At 68.0% G+C, this 16,555-nt stretch carries 12 protein-coding genes; 6 read left to right on the top strand and 6 right to left on the bottom strand.

The features are described from left to right. Positions 1-157: 157 nt before the first annotated feature. From IHE47_RS01485 to IHE47_RS01470, 4 genes are all read left to right on the top strand, one after another. A complete protein-coding gene (locus tag IHE47_RS01485; RefSeq protein WP_225561548.1) occupies positions 158-979 on the top strand; it encodes an alpha/beta hydrolase-fold protein in 822 nt (273 codons plus the stop codon). Beyond that, entirely contained in the window at positions 976-2,562 is a 1,587-nt protein-coding gene (locus IHE47_RS01480) for an alpha-amylase family glycosyl hydrolase (protein WP_192103493.1), read from the top strand. Before IHE47_RS01485 ends, IHE47_RS01480 begins: the two co-directional genes overlap by 4 nt. A 60-nt stretch (positions 2,563-2,622) precedes the next feature. Further along, complete coding sequence (locus IHE47_RS17925; RefSeq protein ID WP_192103491.1) at positions 2,623-3,468, top strand: AraC family transcriptional regulator; 846 nt, start codon at positions 2,623-2,625, stop codon at positions 3,466-3,468. A gap of 103 nt (positions 3,469-3,571) precedes the next feature. After that, complete coding sequence (locus IHE47_RS01470; protein ID WP_192103489.1) at positions 3,572-4,519, top strand: pilin; 948 nt, start codon at positions 3,572-3,574, stop codon at positions 4,517-4,519. A 47-nt stretch (positions 4,520-4,566) separates the two neighbouring features. Here IHE47_RS01470 and IHE47_RS01465 read toward each other — a convergent pair whose 3' ends face one another. Further along, positions 4,567-5,475: a LysR family transcriptional regulator gene (locus tag IHE47_RS01465; protein WP_192103487.1), complete on the bottom strand. Its 909-nt coding sequence runs from the start codon at positions 5,473-5,475 to the stop codon at positions 4,567-4,569. Positions 5,476-5,578: 103 nt separating this feature from the next. Here IHE47_RS01465 and IHE47_RS01460 point away from each other — a divergent pair, with 103 nt between their 5' ends. Further along, entirely contained in the window at positions 5,579-6,448 is an 870-nt protein-coding gene (locus IHE47_RS01460; protein WP_192103485.1) for an aldo/keto reductase family oxidoreductase, read from the top strand. 80 nt (positions 6,449-6,528) lie between these two features. Here the strand turns inward: IHE47_RS01460 and ssb are convergent, their stop codons facing one another. The 3 genes from ssb to IHE47_RS01445 all read right to left on the bottom strand — a co-directional run bounded on the left by ssb (position 6,529) and on the right by IHE47_RS01445 (position 11,207). Beyond that, positions 6,529-7,059 (bottom strand): single-stranded DNA-binding protein, encoded by a 531-nt coding sequence (ssb, locus tag IHE47_RS01455; protein ID WP_192103483.1) that lies wholly within the window; start codon positions 7,057-7,059, stop codon positions 6,529-6,531. Between the two features lie 418 nt (positions 7,060-7,477). Beyond that, complete coding sequence (locus tag IHE47_RS01450; RefSeq protein ID WP_192103481.1) at positions 7,478-10,717, bottom strand: TonB-dependent receptor; 3,240 nt, start codon at positions 10,715-10,717, stop codon at positions 7,478-7,480. A 169-nt stretch (positions 10,718-10,886) separates the two neighbouring features. Continuing rightward, positions 10,887-11,207 (bottom strand): transposase, encoded by a 321-nt coding sequence (locus IHE47_RS01445; RefSeq protein ID WP_192103479.1) that lies wholly within the window; start codon positions 11,205-11,207, stop codon positions 10,887-10,889. Between the two features lie 359 nt (positions 11,208-11,566). On the opposite strand from IHE47_RS01445, the gene IHE47_RS01440 reads away from it, so the two are divergent. Beyond that, entirely contained in the window at positions 11,567-13,042 is a 1,476-nt protein-coding gene (locus IHE47_RS01440) for a PLP-dependent aminotransferase family protein (protein ID WP_192103478.1), read from the top strand. A 31-nt stretch (positions 13,043-13,073) separates the two neighbouring features. Here the strand turns inward: IHE47_RS01440 and IHE47_RS01435 are convergent, their stop codons facing one another. Together IHE47_RS01435 and IHE47_RS01430 are read right to left on the bottom strand one after the other, a co-directional pair. Further along, complete coding sequence (locus IHE47_RS01435) at positions 13,074-13,766, bottom strand: response regulator transcription factor (RefSeq protein WP_192103476.1); 693 nt, start codon at positions 13,764-13,766, stop codon at positions 13,074-13,076. Further along, entirely contained in the window at positions 13,763-16,435 is a 2,673-nt protein-coding gene (locus IHE47_RS01430; RefSeq protein ID WP_192103474.1) for a sensor histidine kinase KdpD, read from the bottom strand. Before IHE47_RS01430 ends, IHE47_RS01435 begins: the two co-directional genes overlap by 4 nt. Positions 16,436-16,555: the final 120 nt, after the last annotated feature.

Genomic DNA, 16,555 nt, shown 5'->3' with positions numbered 1-16,555 from the left:
TGACGCTGGCATGCGGGCAAACAGACCCGGCCCTTCGGGTTGCCTGGTCGTGGCCGCCATGCGGCAGCGCGCGGCTTGACCTGCCGGCCAGGCAGGCGCTGCGCCACGCACTACCACCTGACGGCCACGGCCAGACAACGCGGGCTACGTGGAGATGTTGAACAGGCTCTTTTGCACCGTCGAACTATCCGATCCGGCCATCACGGCGGACAGGCTGGCTTTCGCCACCGTGAAAAGCCGGGCATTGCGCCGGCGCGCGGACGTCACCTTGTACGTGCCGCCATCGGCGCGCGGCGTGACGGATCTGCCGATCGCGGTGCTGCTGCACGGGGTGTACGGCTCGCACTGGGCATGGGCGCTCAAGGGCCGCGCGCACCTCACCGCCGCGCGCCTGATCGACGCAGGCGCCTTGCCGCCAATCGCGCTGCTGATGCCATCCGACGGCCTGTGGGGCGACGGCTCGGGCTACGTCGCGCACGGCGACCACGACGCCGAACGCTGGATCATCGACGAGCTTCCTGCGCTGGCATGCGAGCTGGTCGATGGCTGCACCAGGCGCTCGCCGCTGCTGGTGGCGGGCCTCAGCATGGGCGGCTTCGGCGCGCTGCGGCTGGCCGGCAAATACCCGCGCCGCATCGCCGCTGCAGCCGCGCTTTCGGCGGTGACCGAAGTCGCCCAGCTCGATGCGCTGGTCGAGGAAGGCCGCCACGACTGGAGCAAGGCGCCCGCCGACTGCAGCGTGCTGAGTGCGCTCACCGGCAGCGATGCCCCGCTGCCGCCGCTGCGCATCGATTGCGGCCTCGACGATCCCTACATCGAAGCCAACCGCGCGCTGCATCGCGAACTGCAGCGCGCCGGCATCGCGCACCAGTACGCCGAGGCACCCGGCGACCACGACTGGCCCTACTGGTCGGCCACGCTGGAGCACACGCTGCGCTTCTTCGGTCAGGTACTGCACCCGACGGAGGACCTTGCATGAAACCCGCCCGCTTCCTGCTCGCCTGGCTTGGCGCCGTGCTGTCCGCCACCTTGTCCGCATCGCCGGCGCACGCCGCGACGCCCGCGTCCTCCGGCAGCCAGGTGTTCTACCAGATCTTCTTCCGCAGCTTCCGCGATTCCAACGGTGACCGCGTCGGCGACCTCAAGGGACTGACCTCGAAGCTCGGCTATATCAAGCAGCTCGGCGCCACCACGATCCTGCTCACGCCGCTGCAACCCTCGCCGTACTACCACAACTACTTCGCCACCGACTTCAAGGCGATAGCCCCGGCCTACGGCACGCTGGACGACTACTTCGCCTTCGTGCGCGCCGCGCATGCGCAGGGCCTCGAGGTCTACCTCGACGAGGAGTTCCAGTACGTCGCCGAAGGCCATCCCTGGTGGCGTGACTCGATCTGCAGGCCGCATGCGAAATACGCGGACTACCTGCTGTGGACGGACGCACGGCACTGCGTGGCCCAGCCGTTCCTGGGCAAGGCGAAGTGGCTGGGCTACGACGGCCGCGACATCGGCATCGCGATGGTCAACCTGGAAAACCCGGCGGTGCGCACGTACTTCCGGGACCTGCTGCTGTACTGGGCCGACCCGCATGGCGACGGCAGCGGCCGCGACGGCGTGGACGGTTTCCGCATCGACCACATGATGGACGACCTCGACCACGAGGGCCTGGACAAGCACCTGTTCGCCGGCTTCTGGACGCCGATCTTCGATGCGCTGAAAGCGCGCCGCCCCGCGCTGCGCATCCTCGCCGAACAGGCCGGCTGGGGCTACGGCAAGGAGTGGCTGACCGACGGCCACGTCGACATGGTGTTCGCCTTCCCGCTGCGCGGCGCGCTGGTGTCGCTGGACAAGAAGGCCATCGTCAAGGCGATCCGCGACACCGACGCCGCCACGCCGCCGGGCAAGCAGCAGGTGGTCTTCCTGGAGAACCACGACGTCGACCGCTACATGTCGCTGGTGCACGACGACCCCGCCAGGGCGCGCGCGGGCGCCGCGATCGAGCTGATGCTCAAGGGCGACCCGCTGATCTACTACGGGCAGGAACTGGGCATGCGCGGCGAGCAGCCGAAGCACATCGGCACCGCCGAAGGCATCCCGCTCACCGACGCCGTGGGCATACCTTCGCGCGAGGCGTTCCGCTGGAAGGCGGACCTCGACGCCGCGGGCTCGGCCACCTGGTATCGCGGCGACCAGTGGTTCTGGAAGGACCGCTTCAACCGCTCGCACGACGGCGTGTCGCTGCAGGAGGAACAGGCCGATCCCGGCTCGCTCTACCACTGGTACCGGAAGCTGCTCGCGCTGCGCCATGCGCGACCGGAAATCGGCGGCGGCGACCAGCGCATCCTCTGCGACGACGACAGCGCGGTGCTGTGCATCCTGCGCGAACAGGGCGGCCGGCGCACGCTGCTGCTGGTCAACCTCGGCAAGGCCGATGCGCGGCCGCGCCTCGATCCGCGGCTCGTTGCCGGCACCGCGTGGCTCGACCTGCTCGACGCCGGCGGTGCCGCTTCGCCCGACGCGGTGCTGCACCCGATGCAGGTGCGCATCGTGGGCACGCGCTGAACCCGGTGCCTCGATGCGCAATGGGCGACAATCGACCGTCGCCCTCACGCAGGCACCGGCATGGCCCTGCCCCACTTCGAACGCCCGATCTGCGAACCGGTGGAACTGGCACCGCGTGCGCCGGTGCGTGCCGAGCGCGTCCGCCAGGGCCGCAGCGTCGCGGCCAGCGGTTCGTTCGTGCATTTCCACGATGCGCATGAGCTGGTGCTGTTCGGCCGGGTCGGCGGCCACTTCGATGCCGGGGACCGGCGCTACGCGCTGGCGCCCGGTTGCATCGCGTTCATCCCCTCGATGTGCCAGCACGATTTCCTGCTCGACGCCGGCCCGCGCGACTGGGTGCTGGTGCAGATCGAGGCCACCGCGGGCGAGGCGCTGGCCCATGCGCCGGGACTCGAACGCCTGCGCCAGCCGTTCTGCGCCCGCCCCGGCCGGCCGCTGCAACGGCGCCTGGGCATGCTGGCCGACTGGCTGCTCGGCCTAGACGCCAGCGATCCCCTGGTGGTGCCGCTGACCGGGCTGCTGCTGCGCGCGGCCACGCTGGCGCCGGCGATCGCGGGCGAGCCGCTGGCCGCCAATGCACGCGGCCTGCAGCGCCTGCGCCCCGCCATCGACCGCCTACGCCACCAGCCTGCCGATGCACCCGGCGCGGAACAGGCCGCGGCGCTCTGCGCGATGTCGGCCGCCTATTTCAGCCGCCGCTTCAAGCAACAGGTGGGCATGAGCTGGAGCGACTACGTGCGCACGCACCGCCTGCACCTGGCCGGCCGCCGCCTGCTCGAGACGGAGCAGAGCATCGCCGGCATCGCGACCAGCCTGGGCTTCGCCACGCCCTCGCATTTCGGCGACCTGTTCCTGCACCGCTTCGGCATGACGCCGGGCGAATACCGGCGCGCCGGACGCGGCTGACCGACGCCGACGCAACCCGGCGGACCGACCGCCCAGTCCATGGCTTTGCCCCGGCGGAAGACGCCCGCATAATCTTGCGATCCGGCGAACAGGGAGGTGCGGAATGGATCGCGGCGACACGATGCCCGGGCATGCAAACCGGCAAGGCAGGCCCTCGCATACGGAGGCCGCCGATCGCGCCTGCCTGCCGCCCCCGCCATCGCTGCATTGGGGCTGGGTCTTCCTGCTCAGCGTACTCACGCTCGGCATCTTCGCCGTCGTCTGGCCCTTCATCCAGGCCAACTGGGTGCGCAGGATCGATCCGCGCAGCAGTGCGTCGCTGATGCTCTGGCTGTCGCTGGGCGGCATCCTCGTCTCGTTTTTCCTGATCCCGGCCTGGCCGCCGGGCGGCGATGCGACGCCCATGACTGTAACGGAGCGCCTCGGCCGGCTGCTGCAACTGGCCTCCGGGGTACTCTTCTATGGAGCCTACTTCGCCATGGCGGCCTCGATCCGCCGGCACATGGCGATCTACCGGCTCCCGCTACGGATCGGCGGCATCACCCTGTTCTTCTTCAACACGCTGTACCTGCAGGGGCAACTGAGCTGGCTGGCGCGCTGGCAGCAGACCGGCCAGGCCAGGCCCGGGGCGGCCAAGGCCGTGTTCTGGGTCTTGCTGGGCATACCCTGCGCCGCCATTCTCGGCGCCGTCGCCGTCCCCCTCTACCAGACCCATGTGCTGCAGGCCCACGTGGCCAGGGCATTGGCGCAGGCCGAGCCCCTGCAGCAGCAGATCCTGGATTCGATCGACCGCAACCGCGCCTGGCCACGAAGCAATGCCCAGGCCGGACTGAAGGAAGCCGGGGCGTATGCCAGCGACAGCCTGACCGGCTTCGCCGTGCTGGCCATCGACGAAGGCACCGCGCTGGTGACCGTATTCGGGGACGGCGCGCCGGAACCCCTGCGCGGCAAGCGGCTGGCGCTGGTCGCCGAAGGGCGGGACGGCGCCATCGTCTGGACCTGCGGGAGCCCGGACATCGCACCGTACTACCTGCCGGAGCAATGCCAGTAGCCATGCCCTGCCGTGACCGGCACGGGCAGTCACGGGAAACACGCGCGTTACGCCGCTGGCCCCTGCTGGCGCACGAAATCCACGAACGCCTTGAGCGGCGCCGGCAAATGCCGCCGCCCCGGGTAATAGAGATACGGCCCGCTGAAGGTCTGGCACCAGAGCTCGAGAACAGGCAGCAGCGCGCCGCTGTCCAGGTGCGGCCGCAACCAATCCTCGAACAGGTGGATGATGCCCAGCCCCTGCAGCGCGCCGCCCAGCGCAAGGTCGAATGCCGCTCCCTGGCGCACCAGCAGCGGGCCGGGCGCGTCGATGCGCACGATCTCGCCGTCGCGCTCGAACTCCCACGCCGGCATGGCGCCACCCGCGAACTGGCCGCGCAGGCAGCGATGCCGGAGCAGGTCCTTCGGATGCCGGGGCGTGCCGTGGGCGGCCAGGTATTCCGGCGCGGCGGCGGTGACCAGGCGTTGCGTGCGCGGGCCGATCGGCAAGGCGATCATGTCCTGCTCCAGGCGCTCGTCGTAGCGGATGCCGGCGTCGCACCCCGCGGCCAGCAGGTCGACGAAGCTGTCCTCCACCACCACTTCCATGCGGATGTCGGGATAACGCCTGAGGAACGGAGCGATGATCGGCAGCAGCACCGTGCGCGCCACGTTCGCCGGCACGTTGATGCGCAGCGTGCCCGCCGGGCTGTCGCGGTAGTGGTTCACCACGTCGAGCGCGGCCTCCACCTCGCCCAGCGCAGGCAGCAACCGTTCGACCAGCCTTGCGCCCACCTCGGTCGGAACGACGCTGCGCGTGGTGCGGTTCAGCAGGCGCACGCCCAACCCGGCCTCCAGCCGGCGCACCGCTTCGCTGAGACTGGAGGCCGAGGCACCGCCGGTGCGCGCGGCCTCGCGGAAACCGCCGGCACGGGCCACGGCGAGAAAGGCGAAAAGATCCTGCATGTCGGCATTCATTGTCCGGCCATCCGCACAACCCGTGCCGATTCCAATGGATTATCGATCGACCGGTCAATGCCTATGCTTCCGGACATCCCCCATCGCCCGCCAGGAGCACTCCATGAACCCACTCGAGAAAGCCGGCACCTTCCAGCTGGGTGACCGCATCGTCCACCGCATGGGCTACGGCGCCATGCAGCTCGCCGGCCCGGGCGTATTCGGGCCGCCGAAGGACCATGCCGGCGCACTCGCCGTGCTGCGCGAAGCCGTCGCTGCCGGCGTCGACCACATCGACACCAGCGACTTCTACGGCCCGCACGTCACCAACCGCATCATCCGCGAAGCGCTCAGCCCGTACCCGGACCGGCTCACCATCGTGACCAAGGTGGGCGCCGTGCGCGGCGCCGACGCATCCTGGAACCCCGCGCAAGGCCCCGCCGAACTGGTCCGGGCCGTGCACGACAACCTGCGCAACCTCGGCCTCGACGCCATCGACGTGGTGAACCTGCGCATCATGGGCGACATCCACATGCCGAAGGAAGGCAGCATCGAACCGCAGTTCGCCGCGCTCGCCGGACTGCGCGAGCAAGGCCTGGTCCGCCACCTCGGCCTGAGCAACGCCACGCTGGCGCAAGTGAAGGAAGCGCAATCCATCGCGCCGGTGGTCTGCGTGCAGAACCAGTACAACCTCGTGCAACGCCAGGACGAGGCCCTGCTCGACGCGCTGGCCGGCATGGGCATCGCCTACGTGCCGTTCTTCCCGCTGGGCGGCTTCAGCCCGCTGCAGTCGGAGACCCTCAACCACATAGCCAGGCGCCTCGACGCCACGCCGATGCAAGTCGCCCTTGCCTGGCTGCTGCACCGCTCGCCGAACATCCTGCTGATCCCCGGCACCTCGTCGCTCGGCCACCTGCGCGAAAACCTCGGGGCGGCGGAACTGGAACTGTCGGCCGCCGTGCTGGCCGAGCTGGACGCCATCGGAGATCGTTGACCGGAAAGCCGACCTTCCCAAACAAGAAAAGCCCGCCATCACGGCGGGCTTTCCTGTTACTGCGAAGCGCGAAATCCGGATCAGAAGGGAATGTCGTCGTCCTCGAAGCCACCGTTGCCGGCGGGAGCCGACGGGGCCGGGGCGCTACCGCCACGGGATTGGCTGCCGTAGTTGTTGCCGCTGTTGTTGCCGTAGTTGCCACCGCCCTGCGGGCGCTGGCCGCCTTGCGGGCGCTCGCGCTGGAAGCCGCCACCGCTACTGCCGCCGCCCTCGCCACCGCCGCCCAGCATCTGCATGTCGCTGGCGATGATGTCGGTGGAGTATTTCTCCACGCCGTTCTTGTCGGTGTACTTGTCGGTGCGCAGCGAGCCTTCGATGTAGACCTGCCGGCCCTTCTTCAGGTATTCGCCGGCGATCTCGGCCAGCTTGCCGAACAGCTTCACGCGGTGCCACTCGGTGCGTTCCTGGCGCTCGCCGCTCTGCTTGTCGGTCCATTGCTCGGAGGTGGCGATGCTCAGGCTGGTGATGGCGGTGCCGCTGCCGGTGTAGCGGGTTTCCGGATCGTTGCCGAGGTTGCCGACGATGATGACTTTGTTGATGCCGCGTGCCATGGATGCGTTCCTTGGTTGGCCGGCCGCATGTGAAGTCGGATTGCGGCCGGGGTTGGGGTTCGGACATCTTACCTTGCCGGGGGCTGGAAGCGGCCACCGGCGAACCGGAGGGCGGTGTCATTCCAGGCAGATGCGGGGCGTCGGCCGGCACCATCGCCGCCCCTCCCACGAGGCGGAAAGCCGATGGCCTCTTCGAGGCAGCCGCACCGCGGCACAGGCCATCCGCGTAGTGAGGTCGCCGTGCGGAGCAAGACGTGAAGGCATCGCCATGCCGGCGGCAATCACCGGCACAGGGCTTCATGCCATCATCGTGCAAGCAGAAACCAACACGGCCGCCGGATTACCGGCGGCCGTGTTGGTTTCTGCTTCTCTTCCCCTCATGCCGTCCCATGGGACGGCATGAGGTTGGAGGGTTGGCTTACCAGTCGAACTTCACGCTGAAATCCATGTAGCGCGGCGCTTCCGTCGAATAGGCGGTCTTGTAGATCGGGTTGTAGTAACCGGTGATCCACTGCGTGTTGCCGCCCGCGCCCACCGCGTACTGCGTATAGGCCCCTGCGTACAGCAACGTGTTCTGTTCGTTGAACACGTTGTGCACTTCCGCCTGGAAGGTGAGGTGCTTGTTCGCCCATGCCGGCACGTAGGTCAGGCTCAGGTTGAGCTGGTGCGTCCACGGCGTGTGGCCGCTGGCGCCCGGAGGAGACCCGGCGCCGCCGTAGGCGAAGCCCGTGGACGAGTCGCCGTTCGGCACGCCACCGCAGAAGTGCTGGTTGGAGCCGTAGTACAGGTCCGCGTAGTTGTACCCGCCGTTGCCGTTCGGAGCAAAACCGTAGCCGCTCAGGCAGACGTTCGGCGCACCCGACTGGATGATGTAGGTCGCGGAAACCATCCATTCCGGCGTGATGGAATACGCGCCGAAGGCCTTGAGGGTATGACGACGGCTGTTGGGCAGCTCGCCGTTGGCGTACTGCATGATGTCCGGGTAGTCCCACTGCACCGTGGTCGAGCCGGACATGCCGCCGTTCGACTGGTTCGTGATCTGCCCGACGGCGGTGTCGGTCGGGCCTTCACTGGAGCCGTACGACTTGGAGAACACGTAGTCGACCTTGCCGTACCACTTGCCGTCCCAGGTGTGTTCCAGGTAGGTATCCAGGGCGTAGTACTTGCGCGACGGCGCCGGCCACGTGGTGGTGCCGATGCTGCCGATATTGCCGAGGCCGCCACCGCCAGGCTGGGCCTGCCCCCAGTACGTGGCCGGGTTCCAGGTGATCACGCCACCGGGCGCCGCCGCGCACGGGATGTAATTGGTCTTGCCGGGATTGACCAGGCCAGCATTGCAATACTGGTTCAAGTCGGTGTCATCCACGAGGTTGCCCACGCGCTCGTAGGTTCCCTGCATGCCGAACACCAGGCCGGTGTCGCCCAGCAGCTTCTGGAAGCCCAGCACGTATTCGTCCTGATACTCCGCCTTGAGGTTGGTCGCGGCATAGTCCTTCGCATTGCCGTGGCAACCGTACTCGCCGTCCGGCGAGTAGAACCCTGCCGGCATCGGCGAACACGCAGGCAGGTTGGTCAGCACCGGCACCGGATCGATGGGAAGGCCGGTCGGGCCGATACCCGAATAGGTGTAGTTGACGGTGCCGAGATACGAACCCAGGGCCGAGTTGCGCGACGCCAGTCCCGTCGGGATCGCCAGGTAGTAGCGCCCCGCGTTGCCGAAGACCTTGAACGAGCTGTCGCCGAACACGTCCCAGCTGAAGCCCAGGCGCGGCGCCCACTGCGGCTTGGTTTCACGCACGTAGGCGACGCCGCCGGGCACGTAGTTGGTGAACTGGTCGTTGCGCAGGCCGAGGTCGAGCAGCAGGTTGGGCGTGGCTTGCCAGCGGTCTTCCACGTACTGGGCCATCTGGTGGACGGCCAGCGAGGTGTCCTGCCCCTGCAGGTTCTCGGTCGCGTAACAGCCCGCGGATGGGGTGGTGACGAAATTGCCGCCGGTCGGCAGGACGCCGCAGGCGTAGTTCCAGGTGGCGCCGCCAAGCAACTGGCTGCCATCGTTGTCGTCACGGTTCTGCATGTTGTCGATACCGAACTTGATATCGTGGTCGGCCGTGATCTTCCAGTCGAAGTCGATGCGCAGGTTGCCGACCTTGCTGGTGTGGTCCGGATGGCCCATCGAGCTGCCCACCGTGTTCGGGACGGAGACACCAGCCGGCACGGTCACCCCTTCGCCGAAGAACACCGGCGAGCCCGCGCCACCCGCCAAAGCCTGGTAATACTGCCCCTTCATCTGGCCGTACAACACTTCGAGCGTGAGGTCGTCGGTGATGTAGGAGGTGTACTTGAGGATGCCGATGTCGAAGGTGTTCTTGGTCAGCACGCCCGAGCCGTAATACGAACCGACGCTCTGGTTCGAGTAGTTGTACTGGTAGGCGTTGTCCGAGGTCAGGCTGTTCTGGGAGCGGACACCCGTGAACTCCAGCACGTTGTTGTCGTTGATGTTCCAGTCCAGCTTGCCGTACAGCTTGGGATCGGAATGCGACGTGGACATCCAGTCGTAGGTGCCCGTCGGCGGAACCTGCGCCATGCCGTTGTTGCCGAGGCCGTACTGGCTGCTGTCATGCTCCCACTCGGCCGTCACGAAGAAGAACAGTTTGTCCTTGATCAGTGGGCCGCTGAGATAGGCGTCGTACACCGTGTTCCAGTCGCTGTTCTGCCGGTTGCCGCGCTGGATCTGGCCGTAACCCGGGACATAATTCGTGGTGCCCTGGCTGGGGGCCAGCTGGGGGTCCCCGATCGGCGTCTGCGGATTGCTGTACAGGATGTTGTCGTAGTTGCTTTCGGCAAAGGCCGGCCGCACCGACACGTACACGCCGGCGTGGAAGTCGTTGCTGCCGCGCTGGCCGATCTGGCTGATCACGCCGCCGGTCGAACGGCCGTATTCGGGGCCATAGCCGCCGGTGATGGTCTGCTGTTCGGAAATCGCGAAGTACGGCAGCGCGACGCCGCCCGAGCCGCCGATCGGATCGGTGGTGTTGAAACCGTTGAGGTAGTAGGCATTTTCCACGACGCTGTTGCCGCCCATGGAAACCAGCGGCGTGCCGGTGGGACCATTGCCAAGGTCCGACGCACCCGGATTCACACCCGGCGCCAGCAAGGCAATGGCTTCGGCGCTATGCGCGATCGGCAGCGTCTTCAGCTGCTGCGCGGTGATCACCGAGCTCTGGCGGGTGGAGGACACGTCGATCGCCGGCAGCGAGTTGGCCGTGACCGTGACGCTGGAGAGGTTCTGCACGTTGTTGCCGGCGGCGGCGAATGCCACCGGCGTGCCGCCCGACACGCTCACCTGCACGTGATCGTGCGTGGAAATCACATTGCCGTTTTGCACCAGCGATACGGTGTAATCGCCCACCGGCAACTGGTTGGCGCTGTAGCGGCCGTCGTTGCCGACCGCCACTTCACGGGTCAGGCCGGTCTGGTTGTTGACGACGCGAACCGTTTCGCCGGACGACACCGGTGCGGTGCCGAACACGGAACCGGTGGTGGCCTGCGCCAGCGCCTGGCCCGTCATGCCGACACCGGCGACGACGGCTATCGCCAGCGCCGTGCGACGCAGACGTGCAGCGTGCAACGATGAATTACGAAACTTTGCGATATCCATTAAACGACTCCCCAAGCTTATGCAATGAAAAAGGTCGTGGCCTCATCATGCCGACGATCCAAAAAAGTCCATTCCCCGCTATTCGAAAATACCCGCACAATCAACGACAAACCGCATTACCAGAAAGTCAGTCGCATGCCTCGACACCTGCACGCCTAATGCACGCAGATCAACTCGTTTTATCCAGCAGGCTGGCGGCGATACCGGCAAACGTATCGCGCTCCACCGCCAGCCTTTTCACGCAAGCCCGCAGCTGCTCGATGTCATTCAGATGGGTCTTCCTGCAGCGATGCCGATGCACCCAGACACGGACGACTTCACTGCGCAAACCCAGCTTCAGAGCGGCCTCGCTCGTGGTGAGCCTGTGCTCGACCACCAACCGGATGGCTTCGTCCTTCAGCTCGCCCGGATAGAACCTCACGCGCATTTTCCCTGCTCCTGTCATATCGCCGTGTGCGATTTGTCCGACATGTGGCTGGTTGACTTGCATGCCCGAATGGCACCGGCTTCATCCGGCCCGGATCCGACGCAGCAAATCAATCCTTCAAGCCATCCACAAATCCACACTAAATAAACATTTGGATGCTTTACAGAACCAATTGAGCACAAACGAACATGACCAAATCATCTTTTAACATCAAATATTTGCGTTTCGAAAAAAATCGCGACATGCCTTTTGGCACATGACCCGTAATTCAAATGGATGAGATGAAATGAATTCCATCGAATCCTCTATCTGGAGATTTTCGCCATTTCAATTTTGGCGTCGTCAAACGTCTTGCCTGGGTGCAGTAATGCCTGGTGCATGACCAATTCAAATGGAATTCACATAACCAATCAGGAGGCGACATGTTTCTCCAGCTCGATGGGCATGGCCCGCATTACAGCCAGCTCACCCGCGCCATGAAGTCGGCCATTCTCGACGGCCTGCTGGCCGCGGGCGCACGCCTGCCGCCCACCCGCGTGCTGGCCGAGGAACTGGGGCTCTCCCGGATCACGGTGCTGACCGCCTACGAGCAGCTGCGGGCCGAGGGTTACATCGTCGGCCGCGTGGGCTCGGGCAGCTACGTGAGCGCATCGCGCGTCGAACCCATGCCGCCGCAACAGGGGCCGGCCACGCCCATCGCGCCGCTCACGCGCTATGCGAAGCGTGCGCGGCAACTCGCCGACTGCTCGATCGCGACGCGGCATCGCGACCGGCGCCTGGAGATGCAGTACGGGCGGCCGCAGGTCAACCCGGCACTGGGCACGGTCTGGGGACGCGAACTCGCATGGGCCGCCACGCACACCAGGCTCGAATACGCCGACAACCAGGGCCTGCCCGCCCTGCGCGAGCAGATTTGCGACTACGTCGCCCGGCGCCGCGGGATCCGCACTTCGCCGGACCGCGTGCTGATCGTCAGCGGTACCCAGCAGGCCATCACCCTGACGGCGCGCGTGCTGCTGGACGAAGGCGACGAGGTGGCCCTCGAGGAGCCGCACTATTTCAGCGCCTGGCAGCAATTCGGCGCCCACGGCGCATCGTTGCAGGCCATCCCGACCGATCGCGAGGGCCTGGTCTGCGCTGCCCTGCCGGCGCATGCCCCGCGCCTGGTGATGGTCACCCCGTCCCACCAGTTTCCCGCCGGGCCGGCCCTCTCGCTGTCGCGCCGGCAAGAGCTGCTGCGCTACGCAAAAAGCAGGAATTGCTGGATCCTGGAGGACGACTACGACGGCGAACTGCGCTACGACTCGGCGCCCCTGCCCGCCCTGCGCGCGCTCGACGACGACGACCGGGTGATCTATGTCGGCACCTTTTCCAAGGTGATGTCCGGCGCGCTGCGGCTCGGCTACATGGTGCTGCCGGAGGCGCTGCGCGACGACTTCGTCAACGCCAAGTACCTGTCCGACCGTGGCAACCCGGCGATCGAACAGGCGGCGCTCGCGCACTTCATCGAGGACGGCGGCTTCGATCGCCATCTGCGCTACATGACCCGCGAACTGGGCGCGCGACGACGGGAGCTGATCGCCGGGCTGCGGCGCTACGCCGGCGGACGCGTGCAGATCGCGGACACGCATGCCGGCATGCATGTCACGGCGTGGTTGCCCGGCTACGACCACGCGCAAGTCGATGCCTTGATCGCCGACGCGCATGAGCGCGGACTGGGCCTTTATCCCATCGCGCCGCACTACCGGGAGCCGCCGGCCGTGCCTGGCCTCATCCTTGGCTACTGCAGCCTGTCCAGGGCGCAGTTGCACGAAGCGATGCAGCTGTTCGGCGAATGCCTGGATGCAGTCGATGCCGCGGCGCGCGAATCAATGCCGATGCGACGCCAGCGGGCATGAGCCGCCTCACCAGGCCCGCGTTGCGCCGCGATCAGCCCAGGAAGCGATAGCCCACGCCCGGCTCGGTCTTCAGCCAGCGCGGGCTGGCCGGGTCGTCGCCCAGCTTCTGGCGCAGCTTGCCGATGACGATGCGCAGGTACTGGCTGTCCGCGACGTGGCTGGGGCCCCACACCTCGCGCAGCAACTGGGGCTGCGTGACCACGCGACCGGCATGGCGCAGCAGCAGGCTGAGCACGGCGTATTCCTTGCGCGTCAATGCCAGATCGGCGCCGTCCAGCTGTACTTCGCGGCGCAGGAAATCCACGCTGAGGCGGCCGTCGTCCCAGCGCGGCGGCGCCTCCGGCTCGCCGGCCGGGCGCTGGCGCAGCAGCGCACGCAGGCGCGCCATCAGCTCCTGAATGCCGAAGGGCTTGGTGACGTAGTCGTTGGCGCCGGCGTCCAGCGCGCGCACCTTCTCGGTTTCGGTGTCGCGCACCGACAGCATCAGCACGGGCACGCGGCTCCACTGGCGCAGCTCGGCCAGCACCTCGTGGCCGTCGCGGTCGGGCAGGCCGAGGTCGAGGATCACCAGGTCCGGGCTGCCTGTGGCGGCCTGCGCCAGGCCCTCGGCCGCGTTGGCGGCGAGCAGCACCTGGTAGCCCTCGGCGCGCAGGCCGATGTCGAGGAAGCGACGGATCTGCGCCTCGTCGTCGATCACCAGGATGCGGGGCGATGCGGCATTCATGCGGTGGCGGCGGGTGGCTCGGGCAGCGGCAGGTTGATGCGGATGGTGGTGCCGCCGCCTTCGCGCGGCAAGGCCTCCACGCTGCCGCCGTGCGCGCCGATCATGCCGCGGCAGATCGCCAGGCCCAGCCCGGTGCCCTGCGTGGCACGGTCGCCGCGCGACACCGAATAGAACATGTCGAAGATGCGCGCGCGCTCCTCCTCGGGGATGCCGGGGCCGCGGTCGCCCACGTCGAGCAGCAGGCGCCCGCCTTCGGTGTGCGCCCCCACCGTCACCGGCTGGTCCGGCGGCGAGAAGCGCGCGGCGTTTTCGAGGATGTTGAACAACGCCTGCTCGATCAGCGCGGGATGCGCGTGCAGCAGCACGGTGTCGGGCGGCAACGCGATATCCACGCGCAGCGCGGGGAACAGCTTGCGCAGGCGCGCCACCGCGGCGCCCACGATTTCGGCCACGTCCACCCAGTCGCGGTTGAGCTTGAGCGTGCCGTGGCCGAGCCGGGTCATGTCGAGCAGGTTCTGGATGTAGCGGTCCAGCCGCTGGCCTTCGCCGAGGATGGCTTCCAGCAGTTCGCGGCGTTCGGCGGGCGGCAGGCGGTCCTCGTAATCGACCAGGGTGCCGGCGGCGCCGATCATCGAGGACAGCGGCGAGCGCAGGTCGTGCGACACCGAGGACAGCAGCGCGCTGCGCAGGCGTTCCGTCTCGCCCTGCACGCGCGCGCCTTCCAGCTCCTCGGCCAGCCGCGCGCGCGCCAACGCCTGGCCGATGTCCTGCACCATCGCCAGCGTGAGGCTGCGGCGGTCCGGATCGAGGTCGCCGTCGCCGGAGGGAAAGCGCAGCGCGGCGACGCCCAGCCGCTGCTCCTCGCTGCCCAGCGGCAGCAGCCAGCACGGCGCGGCGTTCAAGGTGTCCGTGTAGCGGCCCGCCGGCGCGGCGTGGCGCTCGCACCAATCGGCGGCGGCGATGTCCTGCGGTTGCAACTGCAGCGATGGCGGCTCGCTCGCCACCGCCTGCAGCGCACCGGCGACGTCGCGCGCCAGCAGCACGGCTTCGCAGGAAAGCGCCTTGGCCAGGGCCGCGGCCCCCACCGCGCGCGCGCCGGCCGCGTCGGCGCTGGCGGTCAGCCGCTGCCCCAGGGTGAGCAAGGCCCGCGCGTGCACGTGCGTCGCGCGCAACGACTCCACCTGTTGCGTCAGCCGCGTGGCCAGGCGACTGCACACCAGCGCCGCGACCAGGAACAGGCAGACCGCCAGCACGTCGTCGGGACTGGAGATCGTCAGCGAGTAGATCGGCGGCGCAAAGAAGAAGTTGTAGGACAGGAAGCACAGGGTGGCCGTGTAGACGGCCACCGCCATGCGCGTGCGCACCGCCACCACCAGCACCGCGGTGAGGAAGATCAGCGACAGGTTGGCCACCGCGAGGTAACGCTGGCCGAGGAAGGCCAGCGCCAGCGCCACCAGCGTGGCCGAGGTGGCGTAGACGTATTCGCCGCCGCGCCCCATGCCTCCCGGCACGCTGGGCAGGCGCTGGCGGCGGCGCGAGGCCGCGCGCTCGGTCGGCGTGGCGACGATGGTGAGTTCGAGGTGCGCGCCGCGGCTCAGCAGCTGCTGCGTCAGCGAGCGGCCGAACATCCGCGCGAACAGGCGCTCGCGCGTGCGCGCCAGCAGGATCTGGCCCACGCCCTCGCGGTCGGCATGCGCCAGCAGCTCGTCGGCAATGGCGTGGCCGCGCAGCACCACGGCGTCGCCGCCGAGGCGGCGCGCCAAACGCATTGCCGCATCCAGCCGCTCGTGCCGCGCCGCGTCCATGCCTGCGCCGGTGTCCACGAAGGCCACGCCCCACGGCACGCCGCGCCGCTCGGCGATGCGCCGCGCCACGCGCACCAGGTATTCGCTCTGCGCCTGGCCGTCGATGGCCGCCAGTACGCGGCGGCGCACCGGCATCGCGCCGCCGCGCGCCAGCATCGCGCCGCGCAGGTCGCTCTCCACGTGGCCGGCCACGGTGTCCACCGACAGCTCGCGCAAGGCGGCGAGGTTGGTCGGCGAGAAGAACGAATCCAGCGCCGCCGACGCGGTTTCCGGCACGTAGACCTTGCCGTCCTTCAGGCGCTGGATCAGCTCGCGCGGCGGCAGGTCGATCAGCACGATGTCGCGCGCACGGTCGAGGAAGGCGTCCGGCACGCGCTCGCGCACCGCCACGCCGGTGATGCGCTGGACCTGGTCGTTGAGGCTTTCCAGGTGCTGCACGTTGAGCGCGGTATAGACCTCGATGCCGGCATCGAGCAGCTCGGCGATGTCCTGCCAGCGGCGCTCGTGGCGGCCGCCGGGGAGATTGGTGTGCGCCAGCTCGTCCACCAGCAGCAGTTGCGGCCTGCGCGCCAGCGCGGCGTCGAGGTCGAACTCCTCGAAGTCACGGCCGTGGTAGCCCACGCGGCGGCGCGGCAGCACCTCCAACCCTTCCAGCAGGGCCGCCGTCTCGGCGCGGCCGTGCGTCTCCACCAGACCCACCACCACGTCCACGCCCTGCTTCTTCAACTCGCGCGCGGCGGACAGCATGGCCCAGGTCTTGCCCACGCCGGGGGCGGCGCCGAGGAAGATCTTCAGCCGCTTGCGCTCGCCGTTGGCGACGTCGAGGAGGGCGTTGGCGCGGGCTTCGCGGGAGGGGGAGTTCATGGACATGCGCCGGAGGTCTTGGATGATGCTGCTCTTGGTTTGAGTGTTCGCGACAACCGTTTGCTCCCGCAGCTTGGCTCGCCTGCGGCGGGCTTTCGATCGCCTGCCGGCGCTCGAGTC

Origin of the sequence: Rhodanobacter sp. DHB23 (genome assembly GCF_014842975.1) — a bacterium.
In the GTDB taxonomy this organism is placed as follows: Bacteria; Pseudomonadota; Gammaproteobacteria; order Xanthomonadales; family Rhodanobacteraceae; genus Rhodanobacter_A.
This window is presented reverse-complemented; position numbering and strand designations above follow the sequence as displayed.